Origin of the sequence: Azospirillum sp. INR13 (genome assembly GCF_015390205.1) — a bacterium.
Lineage (GTDB): Bacteria > Pseudomonadota > Alphaproteobacteria > Azospirillales > Azospirillaceae > Azospirillum.
The window spans coordinates 104,344-121,232 of sequence record NZ_VUOI01000005.1; the positions used below are offsets into that span (position 1 = coordinate 104,344).

Genomic DNA, 16,889 nt, shown 5'->3' on the forward strand with positions numbered 1-16,889 from the left:
CCGCCGGTGGGGCCGGCGCAAGACCGTCACCCACACAGATTGTTCCAATTCCAATTGTTAGTCAATAATCCAGTTTATGTCCTAAAAATCGGCCGGGCTGTCGTCACGCCCCGCTGTTGTCACGCCCCGGTGAAGACCGGCTTGCGCTTGCCCAGGAGCGCCTCGACGGCCTCGGCATGGTCGGCGGTGGCGTGGGCCAGCGCCTGCATCGCCGCCGACATCTCCAGCAGCGTCGCCAACCCGACGGTGCGGCCCTCGGTCATCAGGCGCTTGGTCATCCGCACCGCGTGGCGCGGATTCACGGCGATGCGGTCGGCCAGCGCACGGGCGGCGGCCAGCAGGCCGTCGTCGGGAACCAGTTTCGACACCAGCCCGCAGGCCAGCGCCTCGGCGGCGTCGATCGCGTCGCCGGTCAGCGCCATCTCGCACGCCTTGGAAAAGCCGACGACACGCGGCAGCAGCCACGCCCCGCCATCGCCCGGCACCAGCCCGACCTTGACGAAGCTCTCCGCGAAGCGGGCGCTTTCGGCGGCGATGCGCAGGTCGCACATGCAGGCCAGATCACAGCCGGCGCCGATGGCCGGGCCGTTGACGGCGGCGATGACCGGCACCTCCAACCGTTCGAAGACCAGCGGCAGGCGCTGGATGCCGTGACGGTAATTCGACCGGGTGCGGGCCGGCAGCGCATCGTTCAGGCCGCCGCCCACCCGCATCGTCTTCAGATTGCCACCGGAGGAAAAGGCGCTGCCCGCCCCGGTGAGGATGGCGACGCGCACGTCGGGATCGCGGTCGAGCCGGATTAGGGCCGCCTCCAGCGCGTCCACCATCTCGGGTTCCGAAATGGGATTGCGCAGGTCGGGCCGGTTCAGCGTCAGCGTGACGATGCCGCCGTCCTGTTCGTACAGAACCGGGTCGGTCATGGTTTCCGTGTCTCCCCATTTTTCGTGCCATTCTCGGGCCATTCTCGGGATTGAGTCGTCGGATCAGCGCAGGCCCAAGCCCCGCGCGATGATGCCGCGCAGGATTTCCCGCGTGCCGCCGCGCAGCGAAAAGGACGGGGCGTTCATCACCAGCTTGGCCAGCACGGCGGAGAATTCCCGCGTCGCCTGGAGATCCGGTTCGGCCTCGACCAGTTGGCGGGCGATCTCGGGGATCTCCTGCTCGAACAGCGCCCCCAAATCCTTGACCAGCGCCGCCTGCAACGCGGGGTTCCCGCCGTTTTCCAGCATCCCCGCCACCGAGCGCGACAGCCGCCGCAGCACCAGCAGATGCGCGGTGAGCCGCCCCACCGCCATCGCCGCGTGGTCGGACGGCGCGTCGCCCAGCGCCCGCACCAATTCGGTCAGCAGCGTCATCGAGGACAGGAAACGCTCCGGCCCGCTGCGCTCGTAGGCGAGTTCGCCCATCACCTGCGCCCAGCCTTCGCCGCGCTGGCCGATCAGGGCGTCGTCCGGCAGGAGCGCGTCCTCGAAGACCACCTCGTTGAAGTGATGCGCGCCGGTCATGTCGAGAACCGGGCGGATGGTGATGCCGGGGGTCTTGAGATCGACCAGGAACTGGCTGGTGCCGCCCTGCCGGTCCTCGGTTCCGCCATCGGTGCGGCAGAACAGGATCATGTAATGGGCATGGTGGGCGTAGGTCGTCCACAGCTTGGTGCCGTTGACCCGCCAGCCGCCGCCCCCGACCCCTTGGACCGGCACCGCGCGGGTGCGCACGGCGGCGAGGTCGGAGCCCGAATCCGGCTCGCTCATGCCGATGCAGAAGGTGCAGTCGCCGGCGGCGATGCGCGGCAGGATGCTTTGCCGCTGCTCCTCGGTGCCGTTCTTCAGCAGCAGCGGGCCGCTCTGGCGGTCGGCGATCCAGTGGGCCGCCACCGGCGCGCCGGCGGCCAGAACCTCCTCCAGCACCACGTAGCGTTCCAACGCGCTGCGCTCGTGACCGCCGTAACGCTTGGGCCAGGTCATGCCGATCCAGCCGCGCTCCCCCATCTTGCGGCTGAAGCCGGCGTCGAAGCCGTTCCAGGAATCGGCGCGCAGGCGCGGCGGCCGGTCGGCCAGTTCGGTTTTCAGGAAGTCGCGGACCTCCGCGCGCAACGCCTCGGTGCGGGCGGTGACGGGCGGCGGGGGAAACACGATGCTGTGCATGATGGTCTCGCTTCTCAGGCGGCGGTGACGAGCGGCCACAGACCGTCGGCGCCCGCAGCCGCGACGTGGCGGCCGATGATCCGGTTCCAGACCGCCTCGTTGCCGAACTCCTCGCGCCACGCCCACAGGCGGCGGGTGAGGTGATGCAGGCTGTGCTCCTGCGTGAAGCCGATGGCGCCATGCACCTGGTGGGCGATGGACGCGGCGATGCCCGCCGCCTCGCCGCAGCGGACCTTGGCGGCGGCGATGGGCAAGGGGCGGAACCCTTCGGCGACCGCCTCGGCGGCGGCGTCCGCGGCGGCCCCGGCGGCGGCGGCCTGCCCGGCCAGCACGGCCAGCGATTGCTGGATCGCCTGGAACTTGCCGAGCGTCCGGCCGAACTGAACGCGCTCGCCCGCGTAGTGCGTGGTCAGCGCCAGCACCCGGTCGATGGCTCCGGCCAAGGCGAGGCTGCGCATCGTGGCGCCGACGGCGCGCAGGGCCGTGCCGTCGATGCCGTCGGGCACGGGCGCGACGGTCGCGGCGTCGAGCCGGACATCGAAACGCAGGGTGTCGCGTGGCTCTCCGGCGAGGTTGGCGGCGTTTTCCGTGGTCCAGCCCCCGGCATCGATGCGCGCGACGTGCGGTACGCCGTCATGCTCGGCCATCACCGCGATTCCGGCGGCGACGCGGCCCCAGGGAACGCGTTGCGCGCTGCCGGTCAGCCGCCAGCCCCTGCCCTCACGGGTCAGCTCCAGCCGGTCGTCCGCCAGCACCGGCGCTACGCTCGCCGGTCCGGCGATCAGTTCCAGCCCGGCCTTGGCGAGCAGCCAGGAGGCCAGCATCGTCTCGGCCAGCGGAAGCGGCGCGGCGGCGGCGCCCGCGATGCGGATCAGCCCCAGCGCGTCCACCATGTCCACGCCGAAGCCGCCGGCCTCCTCGGGCACCAGGGCCAGCGGCAGGCCAAGGTCGTCGGCCGCCGCCCAGACATCGGCCAGCCACTCGCCCGCGTCGGCGCGGTGCAACGCCTCGGGCGTGATGCGGTCGGCGAAGAAACGCTGCGCGGTGTCGACCAGAATGCGGCTGGTGTCGCTCGTCATGCTGTCCCCCAGTGAGTGGTCGTCTCGTTCAGCCGAGCCGTTCCAGGACGGTCCCGGTGCCCAGGCCGCCGGCGCAGCACATGGTCTGCAAGCCGAAGCGGGCGTCGCGCCGCTCCAACTCGTGCAACAGCGTGGTCAGCAGCCGGGCGCCGCTGCCGCCCAGCGGATGGCCGAGCGCGATGGCCCCGCCGTTCACGTTGACCCGGTCATGCCCGATCCCGAACTCGCGCATCCAGACCAGCGGCACCGGAGCGAAGGCCTCGTTCACCTCGAACAGGGCGATGTCGGACAGCGACAACCCGCTGCGGTCGAGCAGGCGCCGGGTCGCCGGAATGGGTCCGGTCAGCATCAGCGTCGGGTCCGCCCCGACCGTGGTCATCGCCCGCAGCCGGGCGCGCGGCTTCAACCCATGCGCCTTGGCGACCTCCGCCGCCATCAGCAGCAGCGCCGCCGCGCCATCGGCGATCTGCGAGGAGTTGCCGGCGGTGACGCGGCCCTCGGGCCGGAACACCGTCTTCAGCGTGCCGAGCTTGTCGCGGCTGGTGTCGCGGCGGATCGTCTCGTCGCGGCTGAACAGCGGGAAACCCTCGGGGGCGGAACGCTCCCGCCATGCGTCCACGGCGACGGGGACAATCTCGCGGTCGAACCACCCCGCATCGGCGGCGGCGGCGGCGCGGCGGTGGCTGGCGATGGCGTAATCGTCGAGTTCGTCGCGCGTCAGATCCCAGGCGTCGCCGATGCGCTCGGCGGCTTCGCCCTGCGACACCTGCGGATACGCGTCCAGCAGCTTCCAGCCGAACGGCTCGCCATGGACGTCGCGGTTGCCGCCCATCGGCACCCGGCTCATGCTCTCGACGCCGCCGGCCACGACGACGTCGAATTCGCCCGACGCGATGGAGCCGACCGCCGCGTGGACGGCGGCCTCCGACGAGCCGCATTTGCGGTCCACCGTCATGCCGGGAATGCTCGCCGGCCAGCCGGCGGACAGCAGCGCGGTGCGCGCCGGGTTGGTCGATTGCTCGCCGACCTGGGTGACGCAGCCGAACACCACGTCGTCCACCAGCTCCGGTCCGATGCCGGCGCGCTCGACCAGCGCCTGGAGAATCACCGCGCCCAGATGGTCGGCGCGCACGGGGGCCAGCGCCCCGCGAAAACGCCCCATCGGCGTGCGGACGGCCTCGACGATCACGACATCCCGCATGATCAGGCGCTCCTCAGGCCGGAACCGGGGATCTTCACCCCGTTCTCGTAGCGGTAGACGCCATGGCCGGCCTTGCGGCCGATGCGGCCCGACTTGACCATCTTGGTGATCAGCGGACAGGGCCGGAACTTCTCGCCCAGCGACTGATGCAGGTATTGCAGCACGGCCAGCCGGGTGTCCCAGCCGGTCATGTCGCCCAACTCCAGCGGCCCCATCGGGTGGCCAAGCCCCAGACGCAGCGCGGTGTCGATGTCCTCGGCGGTCGCCACGCCGGATTCCAGCATGTGCATCGCCTCGTTGCCGAGCATCGCCGACATGCGGCTGGTGGTGAAGCCGGGAGCCTCGTTGACGACGATGGAGGTCTTGCCGATGGCGTCCGACCAGGCCTTCAGCCGCTCGACGACGCCGTCGGCGGTGGCGATGCCACGGACGATCTCGACCAGCTTCATCTTGTGGACGGGGTTGAAGAAATGCATGCCGGCGACGCGGGCCGGATCGGCGGAGGCCGCCGCGATCTCGGTGATGCTGAGCGCCGAGGTGTTGGTGGCGATGATGGCGTCCCCCGCCAACACCGGGTCGATGGCCTGGATGATGTCGATCTTGACCGACAGCCGCTCCGACGCGGTTTCCACCACCAGATCGGCGCCACGGGCGCTCTCGACGAGGTCGGTGCCGGGCGTGATCAGGTCCAGCGTGCGGGCGGCGGCCTCTTCGGTCAGCTTGCCGATCCTGACGGCTTCGCCGGTGACCGTGCGGATATCGGCCAGCGCGGCGTCGATGGCCTCGCGGCTGACGTCGAACAGGGTGACCGGATGGCCGCGCACCGCGAAGGCGTGGGCGATGCCACGGCCCATCAGCCCGGCGCCGACGACGAGGATCTTGTTTGCGTTCATTGGGTTGTGCACCTGGGTTTATTGGCCGGTGAAGACGGGCTTGCGCTTCTCGCGGAAGGCGGCGGCGGCCTGGAGCCGGTCCTCGGTGGACATCAGCAGCGTGAAGAGGTTGCGTTCCAGAATCAGGCCGTCCCGCAAATCCAGGTCGACGCCGGACAGGACGGCCTCCTTGAGATAGGCGACGGCGGTCGGCGACTTGCCGGCGATGTCCTCGGCCAACGCCAGCGCCTGCTCGAACAGAGCGTCCCGCGACGGAGCCAGCCGGGTGACGACGCCCAATTCCAAGGCCTCGGCGGCGGCGAAGCGCCGGCCGGTCAGCATGAGGTCGAGCGCCCGCCCGACCCCGATCAGGCGTGGCAGGCGCTGGGTTCCACCGGATCCGGGAATGAGGGCGAGGTTGAGTTCCGGCAGGCCGAACACCGCGTCGTCGCTGGCGATCCGCACATCGCAGGCCAGCGCGATTTCGAAGCCGCCGCCCAGGCAGAAGCCATGAATGGCGGCGATGGTCGGCTTGGTGGTGCGGCCGATGGCGTCGATGTAGGCCCGAGCGCTGTCGCCGCGCCGTGCCGCCACCAGCGAGGCCGGCGCGCGGAATTCCTTGATGTCGGCGCCCACGCAAAAACCCCGGTCGCCCGCCGCGCGCAGCAGGACGACACGGATCTCCGGATCGGCCTCGGCGTCCCGGAAGGCCCGTGTCAGCCCAGCCCGCAGGGCGTCGTTCAGCGCGTTGATGGCGTCGGGCCGATTCAGCGTGACGATGGCGACCGCGCCCTTCCGTTCGATGGCGACCGCGTCTTCGGCGGTCAAAGTCTGCTCGGCCCCCATGGGTGGATCTCCGGAAAAGTCACGGTCCCGAGCAGCGCGGGAATGCCGGGCGCGGCACAGGATGGCGCCCGGGATCCACGGCGTCGACTCCTCGGCGGGAGTCGCTCGGCCTGTTGATTGTCAGCAGCACGGTAATTCGAACCGAAAGCGCGGCGCAAGAGTTTTTCTTCTATCAGAATGAAATTCTGAATGCGGAAAATCCAAGTGCGGATCAGCCGGACAAAGGGCAACCGCCGCCACGCCGCGCGCTCGGCGCGCCGCACAGCCTCGTGGTTGGGCAAGGGGGATCAAACGGATTGTTGAAGGAAACGGTGGCGGTGCCCTGGGGGACCGCCACCCGAAACTCAGTAGAGCACCGAGGTCAAACGCTGCCCCAACGCTTTCAGCTCATCGCCCATCCGGGCGATGGTGGGGTCGTCGTACTGACCCCGGAACATGGTGGCGACGATCGAGAAGGCGAAGGCGCCCGATGGGTCGAGCACGGCCGCCGCGATGTTCGTCGTGCCGCCATAGAAGAAACCATCGTCCAGCGCCCAACCGCGTTTCGCGGCGGTCTCCGCCTCGTCCCAATAGCGGTTGAAGTCGAGGGGCCGCGCCCAACGGATGGACGCGAAGGCGCTTTCCACCTCGGCCTTGCTCTTGCCGATCTGGGTCGCCAGCAACCGCCCGGTCGCCCCCATCAGCATCGGACCGCGACGCCCCGGCGACACCTGGATGCGGGTGTCGCGAGTGCAGTATTCAACGGCGACTTGGGCAATGCGATCGCCGCCGATCCGGCGCCACAGCGTTACGGTCACGCCGAACCGCTCGGCCAGTTCCTTCAGGTGAGGACGCGCGGCGGACACCCGCTCGCCCTCCGACATCACGCGCTCGGCTATTTTGACGATGCCGAAGCCGACCGTGTAGCTTTTGGACAGGGGATCAAACTCGAGCACATCCTCCGCCACCAGCGTGCGCAGGATGTTGAAGCAGGTGCTGGTGTTGATCGACAGGTCTTTGGCGACCTGCGCCGCGCGGCGCGGCTGCCCGCTGTCGCTCAAGTATTTCAGAATTCGGATCGCGTTGACGACAGGCCGAACGATGACCTGCTTGCTTCGGGAGGAATTGTCGGCGTCTTCTGCTCCAGACTTCGTGCCCTGGCGATCCTCATCCCGATCATTGATCGCGTTGTTCTTTTTATCCGCCATAATCGGTGGCTCATCGCCCTTCACTGTTCTCGGCGGGATTATGCGAAGCGGTCACAGCCTTGTAAACAAGCGAATCCCCGTCCCTCAGGATCGTCCGTAGACCGAGACGACACCGCCGCGCGCCGTACGATTTTCCGGCGACGCGAGGAAGGCGATGACAGCGGCGATGTCCTCTGACTTGGGCCAGCGGTTGTGGTCGGCATCCGGCATGGCGGCGCGGTTGGCGGGGGTGTCGATGATCGACGGAGCTACCGCGTTGACCAGGATGGCATCGGCGGCCAGTTCCTCACCCAACGCCTGCGTCAGGGCGGCGACCCCCGCCTTGGACACGGTGTAGGCGGCCATGCCGGCGCCGCTGCGCGGCTCCAGCGCCGGCCGTGCCGCGACGTTGACGATGCGGCCTCCCGGCGCGCCAGACCGGCGGCGGATCGAACGGACGGCCTCGCGCGTGCACAGGAAGCAGGTCAGCGTGTTCATGCGGAATTGCCGCTCAAAGGCCGCCGCCGACGTGTCCAGCAGGGACGACATGTCGAAGCCGCCGGCGACATGAACCGACGCCCACAGCGGCGGCAGCCCGGCGTAGAAGCGGGTGACAGCATCCTCATCGGTCAGATCTACCCCTTCGACGATGCGGATCGGGCCGCTTTCCGATCCGGTGAGGCCGGTCAGTTCCTCGGCCACCAGATTGGGGATGTGGCAGACGGCGCCGGATTCGACCAGCCGCGCAACCACGGCGCGGCCCAAGGCTCCGGTGCCGCCCGTGACGACGACGTTGGCGCCCTGCAGATTGAGTGCCATGAATGGTGCTCCTTTCTAACTAAGCTACGATGACCGGTCGGCTCAAGCGCCCGGAGCCATGCCCTGGGCATCCACACCCTGGGCATCCATGCGCTGGCGTCCCATCTCGATCATGTCGCGCTTCAAAGTGGGGTAATAGGCGATCTGCCCAGACATCCCGCCAGCGATGTCGATGGACGCGCCGGTGATGAAACCGGCATGGTCGCTCGCAAGGAACAGGGCGATGCCGACGACGTCCTCCGGTTTGCCGAAACGGCCGATCGGAACGACCTTAGTCACCATCGCGTCGAACTCGGCGCGGCTGACGCCCGGCCCCATCTCCTTGTGATGGCGGTCCCACTGCCCGGTGTCGATCCATCCCATGTTGAGACTGTTGACCAGGATGTTGTCCTTGGCCAGCGCCATGCCGAGCGAGCGCGACAGCGCGATGCAGGCAGCGCGGTTGACGACCGACGGAATGCCGTCGGGCGTCGGCACGGTGCCGGCGACGGCGCTGATGTCGATGATGCGGCCCCAGCGCTGCTTGCGCATGTACGGCACGACGGCCTGGGCGACACGGAAATGGGCGACCTGAAGCAGGTTGGCGTGCTCGAGGATCCCTTCCGGGGCCAGCGTGTCGATGTTGCCGCCGCGCCCCTGGCCGGCGTTGTTGACCAGCACGTCAACGCCGCCCCAGGCGTCGGCGATCGCGCGGACGAAATCCTGAACCTGCGCGGTGTCGCCGACATCGACGGAACGCGCCAGCACATGGTCGGTCCGGCCGCGCAGATCGTCCGCTGCCGCCTGGATCGCGGTTTCGGTGCGGGCGCAGATGGCGACCCGCGCGCCCTCGGCGGCGAAGCCGGTGGCGATGGCCCGCCCGATGCCGCGCGAGGCGCCGGTGACCAGCACGCGTTTGCCGGCAAGATCAATCTTCATCTGTCTTCGGTCCTTCCCCGAAAGGCGGTGCCGGGCCCGAGCGGAGGGTTCTTGACCCCGGCATACCCAGCCAGTCAGCGGGCGTTGGAGGCGGCGATGGCTTCTGGCGAGATCTGGTTTTCGGGGATCGGGGACATGAACTTGAACGGTTCGTTGAAGCCGGTGGACATGCCCTGGAACATGTAAGTTCCCTTGACGAAGTCGAACACCGAATAGCCCGGCGAACCGGGCGCCACCGGGTCGTAGAACTGGAGCGCGTAATTGTAGCCGCCCCGGTACAGGGTGCCGCTCTGGTCGTAGGCGTCGAACATCCCGGCTTGGTAGGTGTCTTCGTCGATGTAGTAGGTGCGTTTACTGTAGGCGTGGCGGTAGCTGGGCTTCAACGTCGCCTCCACCACCCACATGCGGTGCAGTTCCCACCGCTCGCAGGCGGGGTTCAGGTGACCGGGCTGGATCAGCGTGTCGGCCGGGCAGTCGAACGCTGTCTTGTAGGCGTTGTAAGGGACGTACATCTCCTTCTTGCCGACCAGTTTGTAGTCGAAACGGTCCATCGCACCGTTGAACAGAAAGATTTCGTCGTACAGCATCACGCCGCCCAGTGTCGACACCGGCGTATCATAAGCGAATTCAGGCGCAAGACGAACACGACGCTGGCCGACCGTGTAGCTCCAGGCTCGACGGCTCCTCTCCATCGGGTCGAGGTAATCGGTGTAGCCCGTCGCCTCTCCGGCCTTGCGCGCCGGGGCCATCGTACGAGAGAATAGGATCTGATAGGCGTTGGGGTCCGACCGCTCGTCGTTGTAATAGGCGAGTTCGACGTAGGTCTGCACCTCCGACGTCATGAACTTGCTGCCCGAACGGTCCATGACATAGGCCTGCGCACGCTGGGTCATTGGCGGATGATAGGCCAATGCCTTGTTCCACATCACCTCGTAGCCGTCCTTCGGGATCGGGAACGGGATGCCGCCCCGGCATTTGACGTCCAACGCCAAGCCATTGTTCAGCGTCTTGCAACTGGTGGCGTTGCGCACCGTCGCCTTCAGCACCGTGTCGGGATAGGCCACCGTGCGTCGGCTCTGGAAGACATTCAGAAAATAGTCGGCGTTGTCCTTGATCATCTTGACCGTACCGGCGGACAGCTTGCCGGCGTATTGATCGACGTTCTTGGCATCGATGCGCAGGATCGGCTTGTCGGACGCGAAAGGGTCGGTCCACTTGAAGCTGCCTTTGGCGTAGGAGGCCGGCGCCTTGGTCAATCCGCCAGTGTAGGCGGGGATCGAGCCGTCGGCGTTGCCCGCCTTCGTTGCGCCGAACTCGGTCAGTTCACCGCCGAGCTTGGCGGCCTCCTGGGACGTGACCGCCGCCAGGGCCGGCGAACCCGCGAGGACCAGGAGCGACGCTCCGGCTAGCCAATGCTTCATCGTCATCACCATTTCTCCCATGTCTTGATTGTTCTGGCGCGGTTGGTACGTGGCGGCCGGTCCGGCGAAATCGTTGTCCGTCAGCCTTGCTTTCCTCACCCCGCGATGCCCGTTTCATAGCGCCGCCGACCGATCAGTCGGCTCCGGCGGATGCTTCGTCCGAGCGCAACACGGCGGCGCCTTCGGTCTTGGTGGTCTTGGCGGCAGCCGCCCGGCGCGCGGTCTCGTCCCGCTCCTTCTTCCCACGCATCAGGAAATGCGAGAGCGCCGGGATCAGCACCAGCGCCCCGACCATGTTCCACAGGAACATGAAGGTCAGCAGGATGCCCATGTCGGCCTGGAACTTGATCGGCGACAAGGCCCAGACGCCGACCCCGGCGGCCAGAGTCACGCCGATCAGCCCGACCACCCGACCGGTGAAGCGCAACGCCCGGCGGTACGCCTCGGCCAAGGGCAGCCCGGCGCGCTGAAGAGCAATCTGGACGCTCAGCAAATACAGCGCGTAATCGACGCCGATGCCGACGCCGAGCGCCACCACTGGCAACGTCGCCACCTTCACCCCGATGCCCAGCACGACCATCAGCGCCTCGCACAGCACCGAGGTCATCACCAGCGGCACCACCGCCACGACCACCGCCCGCCAGCTGCGGAAGGTGACGAAGCACAGCACCAGCACGGCCGCGTAGACGTAGAGCAGCATGATCCGGTTGGCGTCGTGCACGACGATGTTGGTTACCGCCTCGATGCCGGCGCTGCCGGCCACCGGCAGGAACGACACGCCGTCGCGGTTGTGGGTGGCGGCGAAGTCCTCGACCGCCTTGATCGCGCGCTCCAGCGTTTCGGCCTTGTGGTCGGACAGATAGGCGACGACCGGCGTCACCGAGCAGTTGGCGTTGACCGCCGAGGGGTCGACCGCGATTGCGGCGCTCATCGCATTGTCGGTGATGGTCTGGTCGCGGCTGATGGTCGTCCATTTGCCGCCGGCCTCGAACAACGCCGAGGTGATCATCGCCGTCGTTCCCGCCAACGATTCGACCCGCTGGACGCCCGGCAACTGGGCGAGCTTGCGCTCCAGCCGGCCAATGTCGACCAAAGTCGGGAACATCCGGCAGCCCTCCACCGGCGTCACCACGATGACCGCCAACTGATCGCTGGACAGGTTGTAGTGGGACGTGATGTAGGCGTTGTCTTTGTTGTATCGGGAATTGGCACGCAGTTCAGGAGCGCCGGGATCGAGATCGCCGATCTTTAGGTTTAGGCTGACGGCGTAGCCGGCGACGGTCAACGCCAGCGCCGCCGCCAGCGTGCCTGCCGCCCAGCGCCGGTCGGTGAAGCGCACCAGCCACTCCCAGAACCCCTTGCCGCTGCTTTCATGGACCTTCGAGTCCTCGCGCAGGCTGCGCTGGGCGGCAGCGGCGCCGACACCGGAATAGGACAGGATCACCGGCAGCAGCAGCAGGTTGGTCATGATCAGCATGCCGACGCCGAGGCTCGCCATCAGGGCCAGTTCCTTGATAACCGGAATATCGATTACCAGTAGCACCGCGAAGCCGACGACGTCGGCGAGCAGGGCGGTGAACCCGGCCAGGAACAGCCGCCGGAAGGTGAAGCGCGCGGCGACATAGCGGTGCGTGCCCCGCCCGACATCCTGCATGATGCCGTTCATCTTCTGCGCGCCATGCGAAACGCCGATGGCGAAGACCAGGAACGGCACCAGCACCGAGTAAGGGTTCAGCGAATAACCGAGCGCGGTGATCGCCCCCAGTTGCCACACCACCGCGACCATCGAACAGGCCAGCACGACCACCGTGCTGCGGATGCAGCGGTTGTAGAGGAAGATGATAACCGCCGCGATGGCGACCGAGACAGCGAAATAGCCCATCACTTCGGCGACGCCGTCGATCAGATCGCCGATCAGCTTCGCGAAGCCGACGATGTGAACCCGCGTTCCGTCATTCTGCAGGGCCCGGACCTTGTCCTCCAGCGCGCGCGAGAAGGCGCGGTAGTCGAGCTGCTCACCGGTCTTCGGGTCGTCGCCGAGCAGCGGCACCACGATCATCGTCGATTTCAGGTCGTTGGCGACCAGCGAACCCATCACCCCAGCGCGCGCCAGGTTCTGGCGCAGCTTGGCGATGCTCTCGGGCGAACCGCTGTAGTCGGCGGGCATCACCGGCCCGCCGTTGATCCCGGTTTCCGTCACCTCGCGCCAGCGGACGATTGGCATCCACAGCGATTTCATCCAGGATCGATCAACGCCCGGCATCAAATAGACGGTGTCGTTGATCCGTTGCAGATCCTTGAGATAGGCCGGGTCAAAGATATCGCCGCGCGTGTTCTCCACCACAATGCGGACCGTGTTGCCGAGGTTTGGCAGGTCCGCGCGGTAGGTCTGGTAGTTCCCGATGTAGGGATGCGCGGTCGGGATGACCTTCTCGTAGCTGGCGTTCAGGCGCAGGCCGTAGGCTTGCCACGCGAACAGCGCCGTAACCAGGGCGCACAGCGCGACGAACAGGGCGCGGTTGTTGAACACCGCGCGCTCGACCAGATTTCCCGACCGGCGGTCGAACTGGGCCGGATCGCCGATCACCGGCATCGGTGCCATGTCTTGTGCTTGCGCTGCCACAGGCTTTCCTTTGCGAATTTGGTGCGGAGGGCCGATGCCCCGTTCAGGGAGTCGGTGCCGCGCCGGCGACCCGCTTCACGCCAGCGTCGGTGCCGATGGCGACCGCTCCGCCGGCGGCGACCGCCAGCGCATAGGACGATCGCCCTAGGGGCGCCCCCGCCGGAGTGATCCTGCCGTCGCGGTCGGCCACCAGAACACCGCCGTTCTGCGCCAGCAGGGCGAAGCGTCCGCCCTCCATCTGGGAGACCGCCGCGATGGACGCCGTCGTGCGAGTGTCGAGTCGGGTCCAGGCCCGTCCCCGGTCGCGGCTGAGGAATGCGTTGCCGCGCAGCCCCGCCACCACCAGCGTGTCGCCATCGACCGCCATCGAGAAATACGTGCCCTCATAGGGCGTCGGGACCGCGACGAAGCGCCGCGACGCCCGGTCAAACCGCATCAGAAGACCGAGTTCACCGGCGATGTAGACCTCGCCGTCCGGTCCAGGCGTTTCCGCGCACCGCGTAGAGATGGGCGCCACGCGGGTTTTCCGTCCGTTCCATCCAGGGGGTCCAGTGCTCGCCGCCATCTTCAGTGACGAGCAGCAGGTTGAAGGCCCCGATTGCGAAACCCAGCCGGGAATCGGCGAACCACACGTCGAAGAAGGGAAGCGGCGCACCGCTGGCGACGCGCTGTTCCAGCTCCGCGATCCATTGGCGGATCGCCTCGCCGTCCGCTTCCCCGGCCGGAAGCTTGCGGTAGTGGTCGAGCATGGCTTGGTTCAGCGTCCGGACATCGAACTGCCGGGTCCAGCTCCGGCCGCCGTCGCGGCTGCGCATCAACACGCTGTCATGACCGACGATGAACCCATCGGCCTTGGTCGCGAAGGTGATGGCGGTCAGATCGGAGCTGACAGGAGACGGGATTTGCTCCCATCGCGCACCCTGGTCGTCCGACGCCAGGATCGTCCCCTGCGCACCCACCGCGAACAGCCGCTCCGGTCCGCCGGCCACCGCGAAGATTCGTGATGTCAGGCTCGCGACGTCGACCGCCGCCGGAACGTCGAGGGGATCCTGGAAGGCTGCCGACACGGCCGCCTGCGGAAGCATCGCCGCAAGGGTCATGCCGAGCGTCCATGACAAGGCCCGTGCTCGTGCCGATTTCATTCCCAACCTCCACCGTTGCCGGTCCATATCGACGCGCGTCCGCGCACGTTCTCAGAAGGACGTCTTGTAGGTGAGCGACACGTAGCCGCGATCGTTCAACTGCGGGCTTCCGTTGCCGCCAATCAGCGCGTTGTTGGCGTATTTGCCGTCAGCGTGCTGATCGGTGTAGCGCAGGGTCACTTCGTGACGTTGTTGGTAGGTCAGCTTGGCGCCAACCGACCAGGTCAGCACGCCCTCGTTGCCGCCGCCGGCGGTGGGCGCGTTCCCGCGCAGGCCGTAATTGATCGTCATCGGCAGGTCGAGATCGGTGGACGGAAAGACCTGGAGCCATTGCGGCGTGAAGTTCGCCGCGATGCCCACGTAATCGCGCGTCGAACAGCCGTCGGCAGCGCTCAGCCCGACACAGCCGCCATATCCCCTGCCCTTGTATAGGCTGGCATTGTGGGTGACCTCGCCCAGGCGGCTGTAGGCTAGTTCGACGACGAGGTTGCCGGTGTCGTAGACCGGGCTGCTGTCGAGCAGCCAAACAGCGTTGGCCACCGCGTGCCACGTGTTTCCACGCGCACCCTGGTTGTCCACCGCGCTGATCGACGCGCTGTTGAGCGCGGCATTGTGACGGTACGACACCTCCGTACCGATGCTGGCGCCGCCCAGGCCGATGGTGTTGAAGCTGAGGCCGATCAGCTTGGTGTCCTTGGCGTAGACGAACCGGTAGCCGGTGGGCAGCGTTTGCGGTCCCCACGGCGTGTAGTCGTCGAACGCTCGGTAATAGGCACCGACCGTCGAATCGATGGATTCGATGTTGTAGCGGGCGTTAACGCCCCAATTGCCGATGTTGTGCGGCTCCAGATCGCCGATCCGGGGAATCGATCGATTCCCGCCGACGGCCAGCCGGTCGCCGAGCAGAAAGTCGGCCGGCGCCAGATAGGTTCCGCCCGCCGGAACGCGCGTCGGATCCCATTCCAGGAAGAACTGGCCGGCGATCGACAGGTTTGGCGACAACTGCGCCTTGGCCGACACTTGGCCGACCGGCAGGAAGACCTCCTTGGTCTCGATACCGGGGCTGGACACTGCCTTGCGACCGTCGAGCGGCGCCTGGGAATAGCTGATGGCATGGGCGCCGAACAACAATCCTTCGCCCCAATAGATGACGTGGCGGCCGATCTTCACATCGACCGGCACCGTCCCGGCATCGACGCGGCCATACACAAAGGCATCCAGCAGTTCGCCCGACGGGCCGCGATAATAACGGCGCACGTCGCTGTTGTAGCGATTGCCGTTGTAACCGCTGACATAGCCGCGCAGGGCCGGATTCGGATTGACGTCGGTGTCATGATAGGCGTTGTCGTACCAGAAGGCCCCCGTCACCCGCAGGCCGTAGCGTTCGCGAAAGGCGACGTCGAACTCCGACAAGATGTCCAGGCGGTTGGTGATGACGTCGCCACGGCCGAACTTGCGATCGGATTCGTCGTAGTTCGGGTTGTTGGCGATGCGGGAATCGATGCCTTCGGCGCGGACACCCAGATTATAGCGGACCGTGTTGTCGAAGCGGATCCGCAGATCAGGGTTGTCGGTGGGAATTTCAAAGGCACTCGCGCTCGCCGCCCCCAGAAGCAGCATGGCAACGCCAAGGCCGGCGGCTGTCCGCCCGGCATAGGTGCAGGACCGTTGTGGATGTGTCACGTTCCCCCCGTCGGTTTCGAGTCATTGTTGCTTGTTGACCCAGGTCCCCGGCGTCGTGCGCGCCTCGCGCCTCGCGCCGCTCACGCTTTTGAAATCGTCGGCGTCGATACTGTTGCCAGAGACCTACAATCCGTTCTATCAGCAATGTTGTACAACAGAGGCGAAAACGTTCACAATCTTTTTTTGATGGAAGAATGATATTCTAATTTCAGAATTATCATGTCGTGAGGTCGCATGCCGACGATCCGTCAAGCCGATTGTCAATACCCTTCGCGCGGTGATATCGATGTCGCCGCTCGTCATTCGCTAGGCGCATCGGACATCGGATGCGCCAGCCAGCCACGCGCCGCGTCAGGTCTCAATCCAAAGGGCGATTGCATGCCGGTCATTCGAGGAAAGCGCTGGGACCCGAGACCAGCCGAAACCATTCAGAAGATTCTTGAAACCATCGAACAGATGGTCTTGCGCGAAGGCTCGACGGAACTCTCGGTGCGCGCTGTCTGCGAGGAAGCGGACATCGCGCGCGGCACCTTCTATCGCTATTTCAGTTCGAAGGAGGAACTGCTCGAAGGCTTCAGCCGCCACATGCGCGAGAAATTCGAACGCAAGGTCGGCGAGGTCCTGGAATCCTCAGTCGATCCGTCCGAGCGCTTCGCCGCCTATCTGCGCTGCGTCTGGGTGTATCTGAACGCCGACAACGCCCGCCGCCTGTTCGAGATCGAGCCGGTCTTCTCGGTCAAGGATTTCCGGCAGAACTTCGAACAGTCGATCAAGCGCACCCAGCATGTGTTGGACAGCACCTTCACCGACTGGGAGGCAGCAACCGGCGTGACGCTGGACCGCGACCTGCTGTCGGAGTTGCTGATCCGCTACATGCTGAGCGAACTGATCGTGCCGTCCACCGGCAATTATCAGGACTTCCTGGAACGGACGACACGGATGGTGACCGCGCTCTGGCCCCGCCCCCGATGAGGG

15 protein-coding genes are annotated in these 16,889 nt (G+C 66.7%); 1 reads left to right on the forward strand and 14 read right to left on the reverse strand.

What is annotated here, in order from left to right:
* Positions 1-119: 119 nt before the first annotated feature.
* The 14 genes from F1643_RS06190 to F1643_RS06255 form a co-directional block, all read right to left on the reverse strand.
* A complete protein-coding gene (locus F1643_RS06190) occupies positions 120-920 on the reverse strand; it encodes a crotonase/enoyl-CoA hydratase family protein (RefSeq protein WP_194911833.1) in 801 nt (266 codons plus the stop codon).
* A gap of 63 nt (positions 921-983) precedes the next feature.
* Positions 984-2,144, reverse strand: a complete 1,161-nt coding sequence (locus F1643_RS06195) for an acyl-CoA dehydrogenase family protein (protein ID WP_194911835.1) — start codon at positions 2,142-2,144, stop codon at positions 984-986.
* A gap of 14 nt (positions 2,145-2,158) precedes the next feature.
* The gene (locus F1643_RS06200) at positions 2,159-3,223 is read right to left on the reverse strand and encodes an acyl-CoA dehydrogenase family protein (RefSeq protein ID WP_194911838.1); all 1,065 of its coding nucleotides are present in this window, start codon (positions 3,221-3,223) and stop codon (positions 2,159-2,161) included.
* A gap of 28 nt (positions 3,224-3,251) precedes the next feature.
* Complete coding sequence (locus tag F1643_RS06205; RefSeq protein WP_194911841.1) at positions 3,252-4,424, reverse strand: thiolase family protein; 1,173 nt, start codon at positions 4,422-4,424, stop codon at positions 3,252-3,254.
* Between the two features lie 2 nt (positions 4,425-4,426).
* Entirely contained in the window at positions 4,427-5,317 is an 891-nt protein-coding gene (locus F1643_RS06210; protein WP_194911843.1) for a 3-hydroxyacyl-CoA dehydrogenase, read from the reverse strand.
* An 18-nt stretch (positions 5,318-5,335) separates the two neighbouring features.
* The gene (locus tag F1643_RS06215; RefSeq protein ID WP_194911844.1) at positions 5,336-6,142 is read right to left on the reverse strand and encodes an enoyl-CoA hydratase/isomerase family protein; all 807 of its coding nucleotides are present in this window, start codon (positions 6,140-6,142) and stop codon (positions 5,336-5,338) included.
* A 344-nt stretch (positions 6,143-6,486) separates the two neighbouring features.
* Positions 6,487-7,329: an IclR family transcriptional regulator gene (locus F1643_RS06220; protein WP_194911846.1), complete on the reverse strand. Its 843-nt coding sequence runs from the start codon at positions 7,327-7,329 to the stop codon at positions 6,487-6,489.
* Positions 7,330-7,413: 84 nt separating this feature from the next.
* Complete coding sequence (locus tag F1643_RS06225; RefSeq protein WP_194911849.1) at positions 7,414-8,127, reverse strand: SDR family NAD(P)-dependent oxidoreductase; 714 nt, start codon at positions 8,125-8,127, stop codon at positions 7,414-7,416.
* A 42-nt stretch (positions 8,128-8,169) separates the two neighbouring features.
* Positions 8,170-9,045, reverse strand: coding sequence for an SDR family oxidoreductase (locus tag F1643_RS06230; RefSeq protein ID WP_194911851.1), 876 nt, complete (start codon positions 9,043-9,045; stop codon positions 8,170-8,172).
* 74 nt (positions 9,046-9,119) lie between these two features.
* On the reverse strand, positions 9,120-10,472 hold the full coding sequence (locus F1643_RS06235; protein WP_206692367.1) for a DUF1329 domain-containing protein: 1,353 nt from the start codon (positions 10,470-10,472) through the stop codon (positions 9,120-9,122).
* Positions 10,473-10,599: 127 nt separating this feature from the next.
* Complete coding sequence (locus tag F1643_RS06240; RefSeq protein WP_211106790.1) at positions 10,600-13,068, reverse strand: RND family transporter; 2,469 nt, start codon at positions 13,066-13,068, stop codon at positions 10,600-10,602.
* A gap of 64 nt (positions 13,069-13,132) precedes the next feature.
* Positions 13,133-13,606 (reverse strand): hypothetical protein, encoded by a 474-nt coding sequence (locus F1643_RS06245; RefSeq protein WP_194912154.1) that lies wholly within the window; start codon positions 13,604-13,606, stop codon positions 13,133-13,135.
* On the reverse strand, positions 13,539-14,189 hold the full coding sequence (locus F1643_RS06250) for a YCF48-related protein (RefSeq protein WP_194911854.1): 651 nt from the start codon (positions 14,187-14,189) through the stop codon (positions 13,539-13,541). Before F1643_RS06250 ends, F1643_RS06245 begins: the two co-directional genes overlap by 68 nt.
* Before the next feature lie 93 nt (positions 14,190-14,282).
* The gene (locus tag F1643_RS06255) at positions 14,283-15,914 is read right to left on the reverse strand and encodes a DUF1302 domain-containing protein (RefSeq protein WP_370540495.1); all 1,632 of its coding nucleotides are present in this window, start codon (positions 15,912-15,914) and stop codon (positions 14,283-14,285) included.
* A gap of 234 nt (positions 15,915-16,148) precedes the next feature.
* Between F1643_RS06255 and F1643_RS06260 the strand changes: the two genes are divergently transcribed.
* Positions 16,149-16,886 (forward strand): TetR/AcrR family transcriptional regulator, encoded by a 738-nt coding sequence (locus F1643_RS06260; protein ID WP_085084377.1) that lies wholly within the window; start codon positions 16,149-16,151, stop codon positions 16,884-16,886.
* Positions 16,887-16,889 lie beyond the last annotated feature (3 nt).

Bases quoted from the DNA above. Each gene is read 5' to 3' on its own strand.
- F1643_RS06230 (WP_194911851.1), bottom strand. From the start codon at position 9,045: ATGAAGATTGATCTTGCCGGCAAACGCGTGCTGGTCACCGGCGCCTCG.
- F1643_RS06205 (WP_194911841.1), bottom strand. From the start codon at position 4,424: ATGCGGGATGTCGTGATCGTCGAGGCCGTCCGCACGCCGATGGGGCGT.
- F1643_RS06235 (WP_206692367.1), bottom strand. From the start codon at position 10,472: ATGACGATGAAGCATTGGCTAGCCGGAGCGTCGCTCCTGGTCCTCGCG.
- F1643_RS06215 (WP_194911844.1), bottom strand. From the start codon at position 6,142: ATGGGGGCCGAGCAGACTTTGACCGCCGAAGACGCGGTCGCCATCGAA.
- F1643_RS06260 (WP_085084377.1), top strand. From the start codon at position 16,149: ATGCCGACGATCCGTCAAGCCGATTGTCAATACCCTTCGCGCGGTGAT.
- F1643_RS06200 (WP_194911838.1), bottom strand. From the start codon at position 3,223: ATGACGAGCGACACCAGCCGCATTCTGGTCGACACCGCGCAGCGTTTC.
- F1643_RS06250 (WP_194911854.1), bottom strand. From the start codon at position 14,189: ATGACCCTTGCGGCGATGCTTCCGCAGGCGGCCGTGTCGGCAGCCTTC.
- F1643_RS06225 (WP_194911849.1), bottom strand. From the start codon at position 8,127: ATGGCACTCAATCTGCAGGGCGCCAACGTCGTCGTCACGGGCGGCACC.
- F1643_RS06190 (WP_194911833.1), bottom strand. From the start codon at position 920: ATGACCGACCCGGTTCTGTACGAACAGGACGGCGGCATCGTCACGCTG.
- F1643_RS06210 (WP_194911843.1), bottom strand. From the start codon at position 5,317: ATGAACGCAAACAAGATCCTCGTCGTCGGCGCCGGGCTGATGGGCCGT.
- F1643_RS06240 (WP_211106790.1), bottom strand. From the start codon at position 13,068: ATGGCACCGATGCCGGTGATCGGCGATCCGGCCCAGTTCGACCGCCGG.
- F1643_RS06220 (WP_194911846.1), bottom strand. From the start codon at position 7,329: ATGGCGGATAAAAAGAACAACGCGATCAATGATCGGGATGAGGATCGC.
- F1643_RS06195 (WP_194911835.1), bottom strand. From the start codon at position 2,144: ATGCACAGCATCGTGTTTCCCCCGCCGCCCGTCACCGCCCGCACCGAG.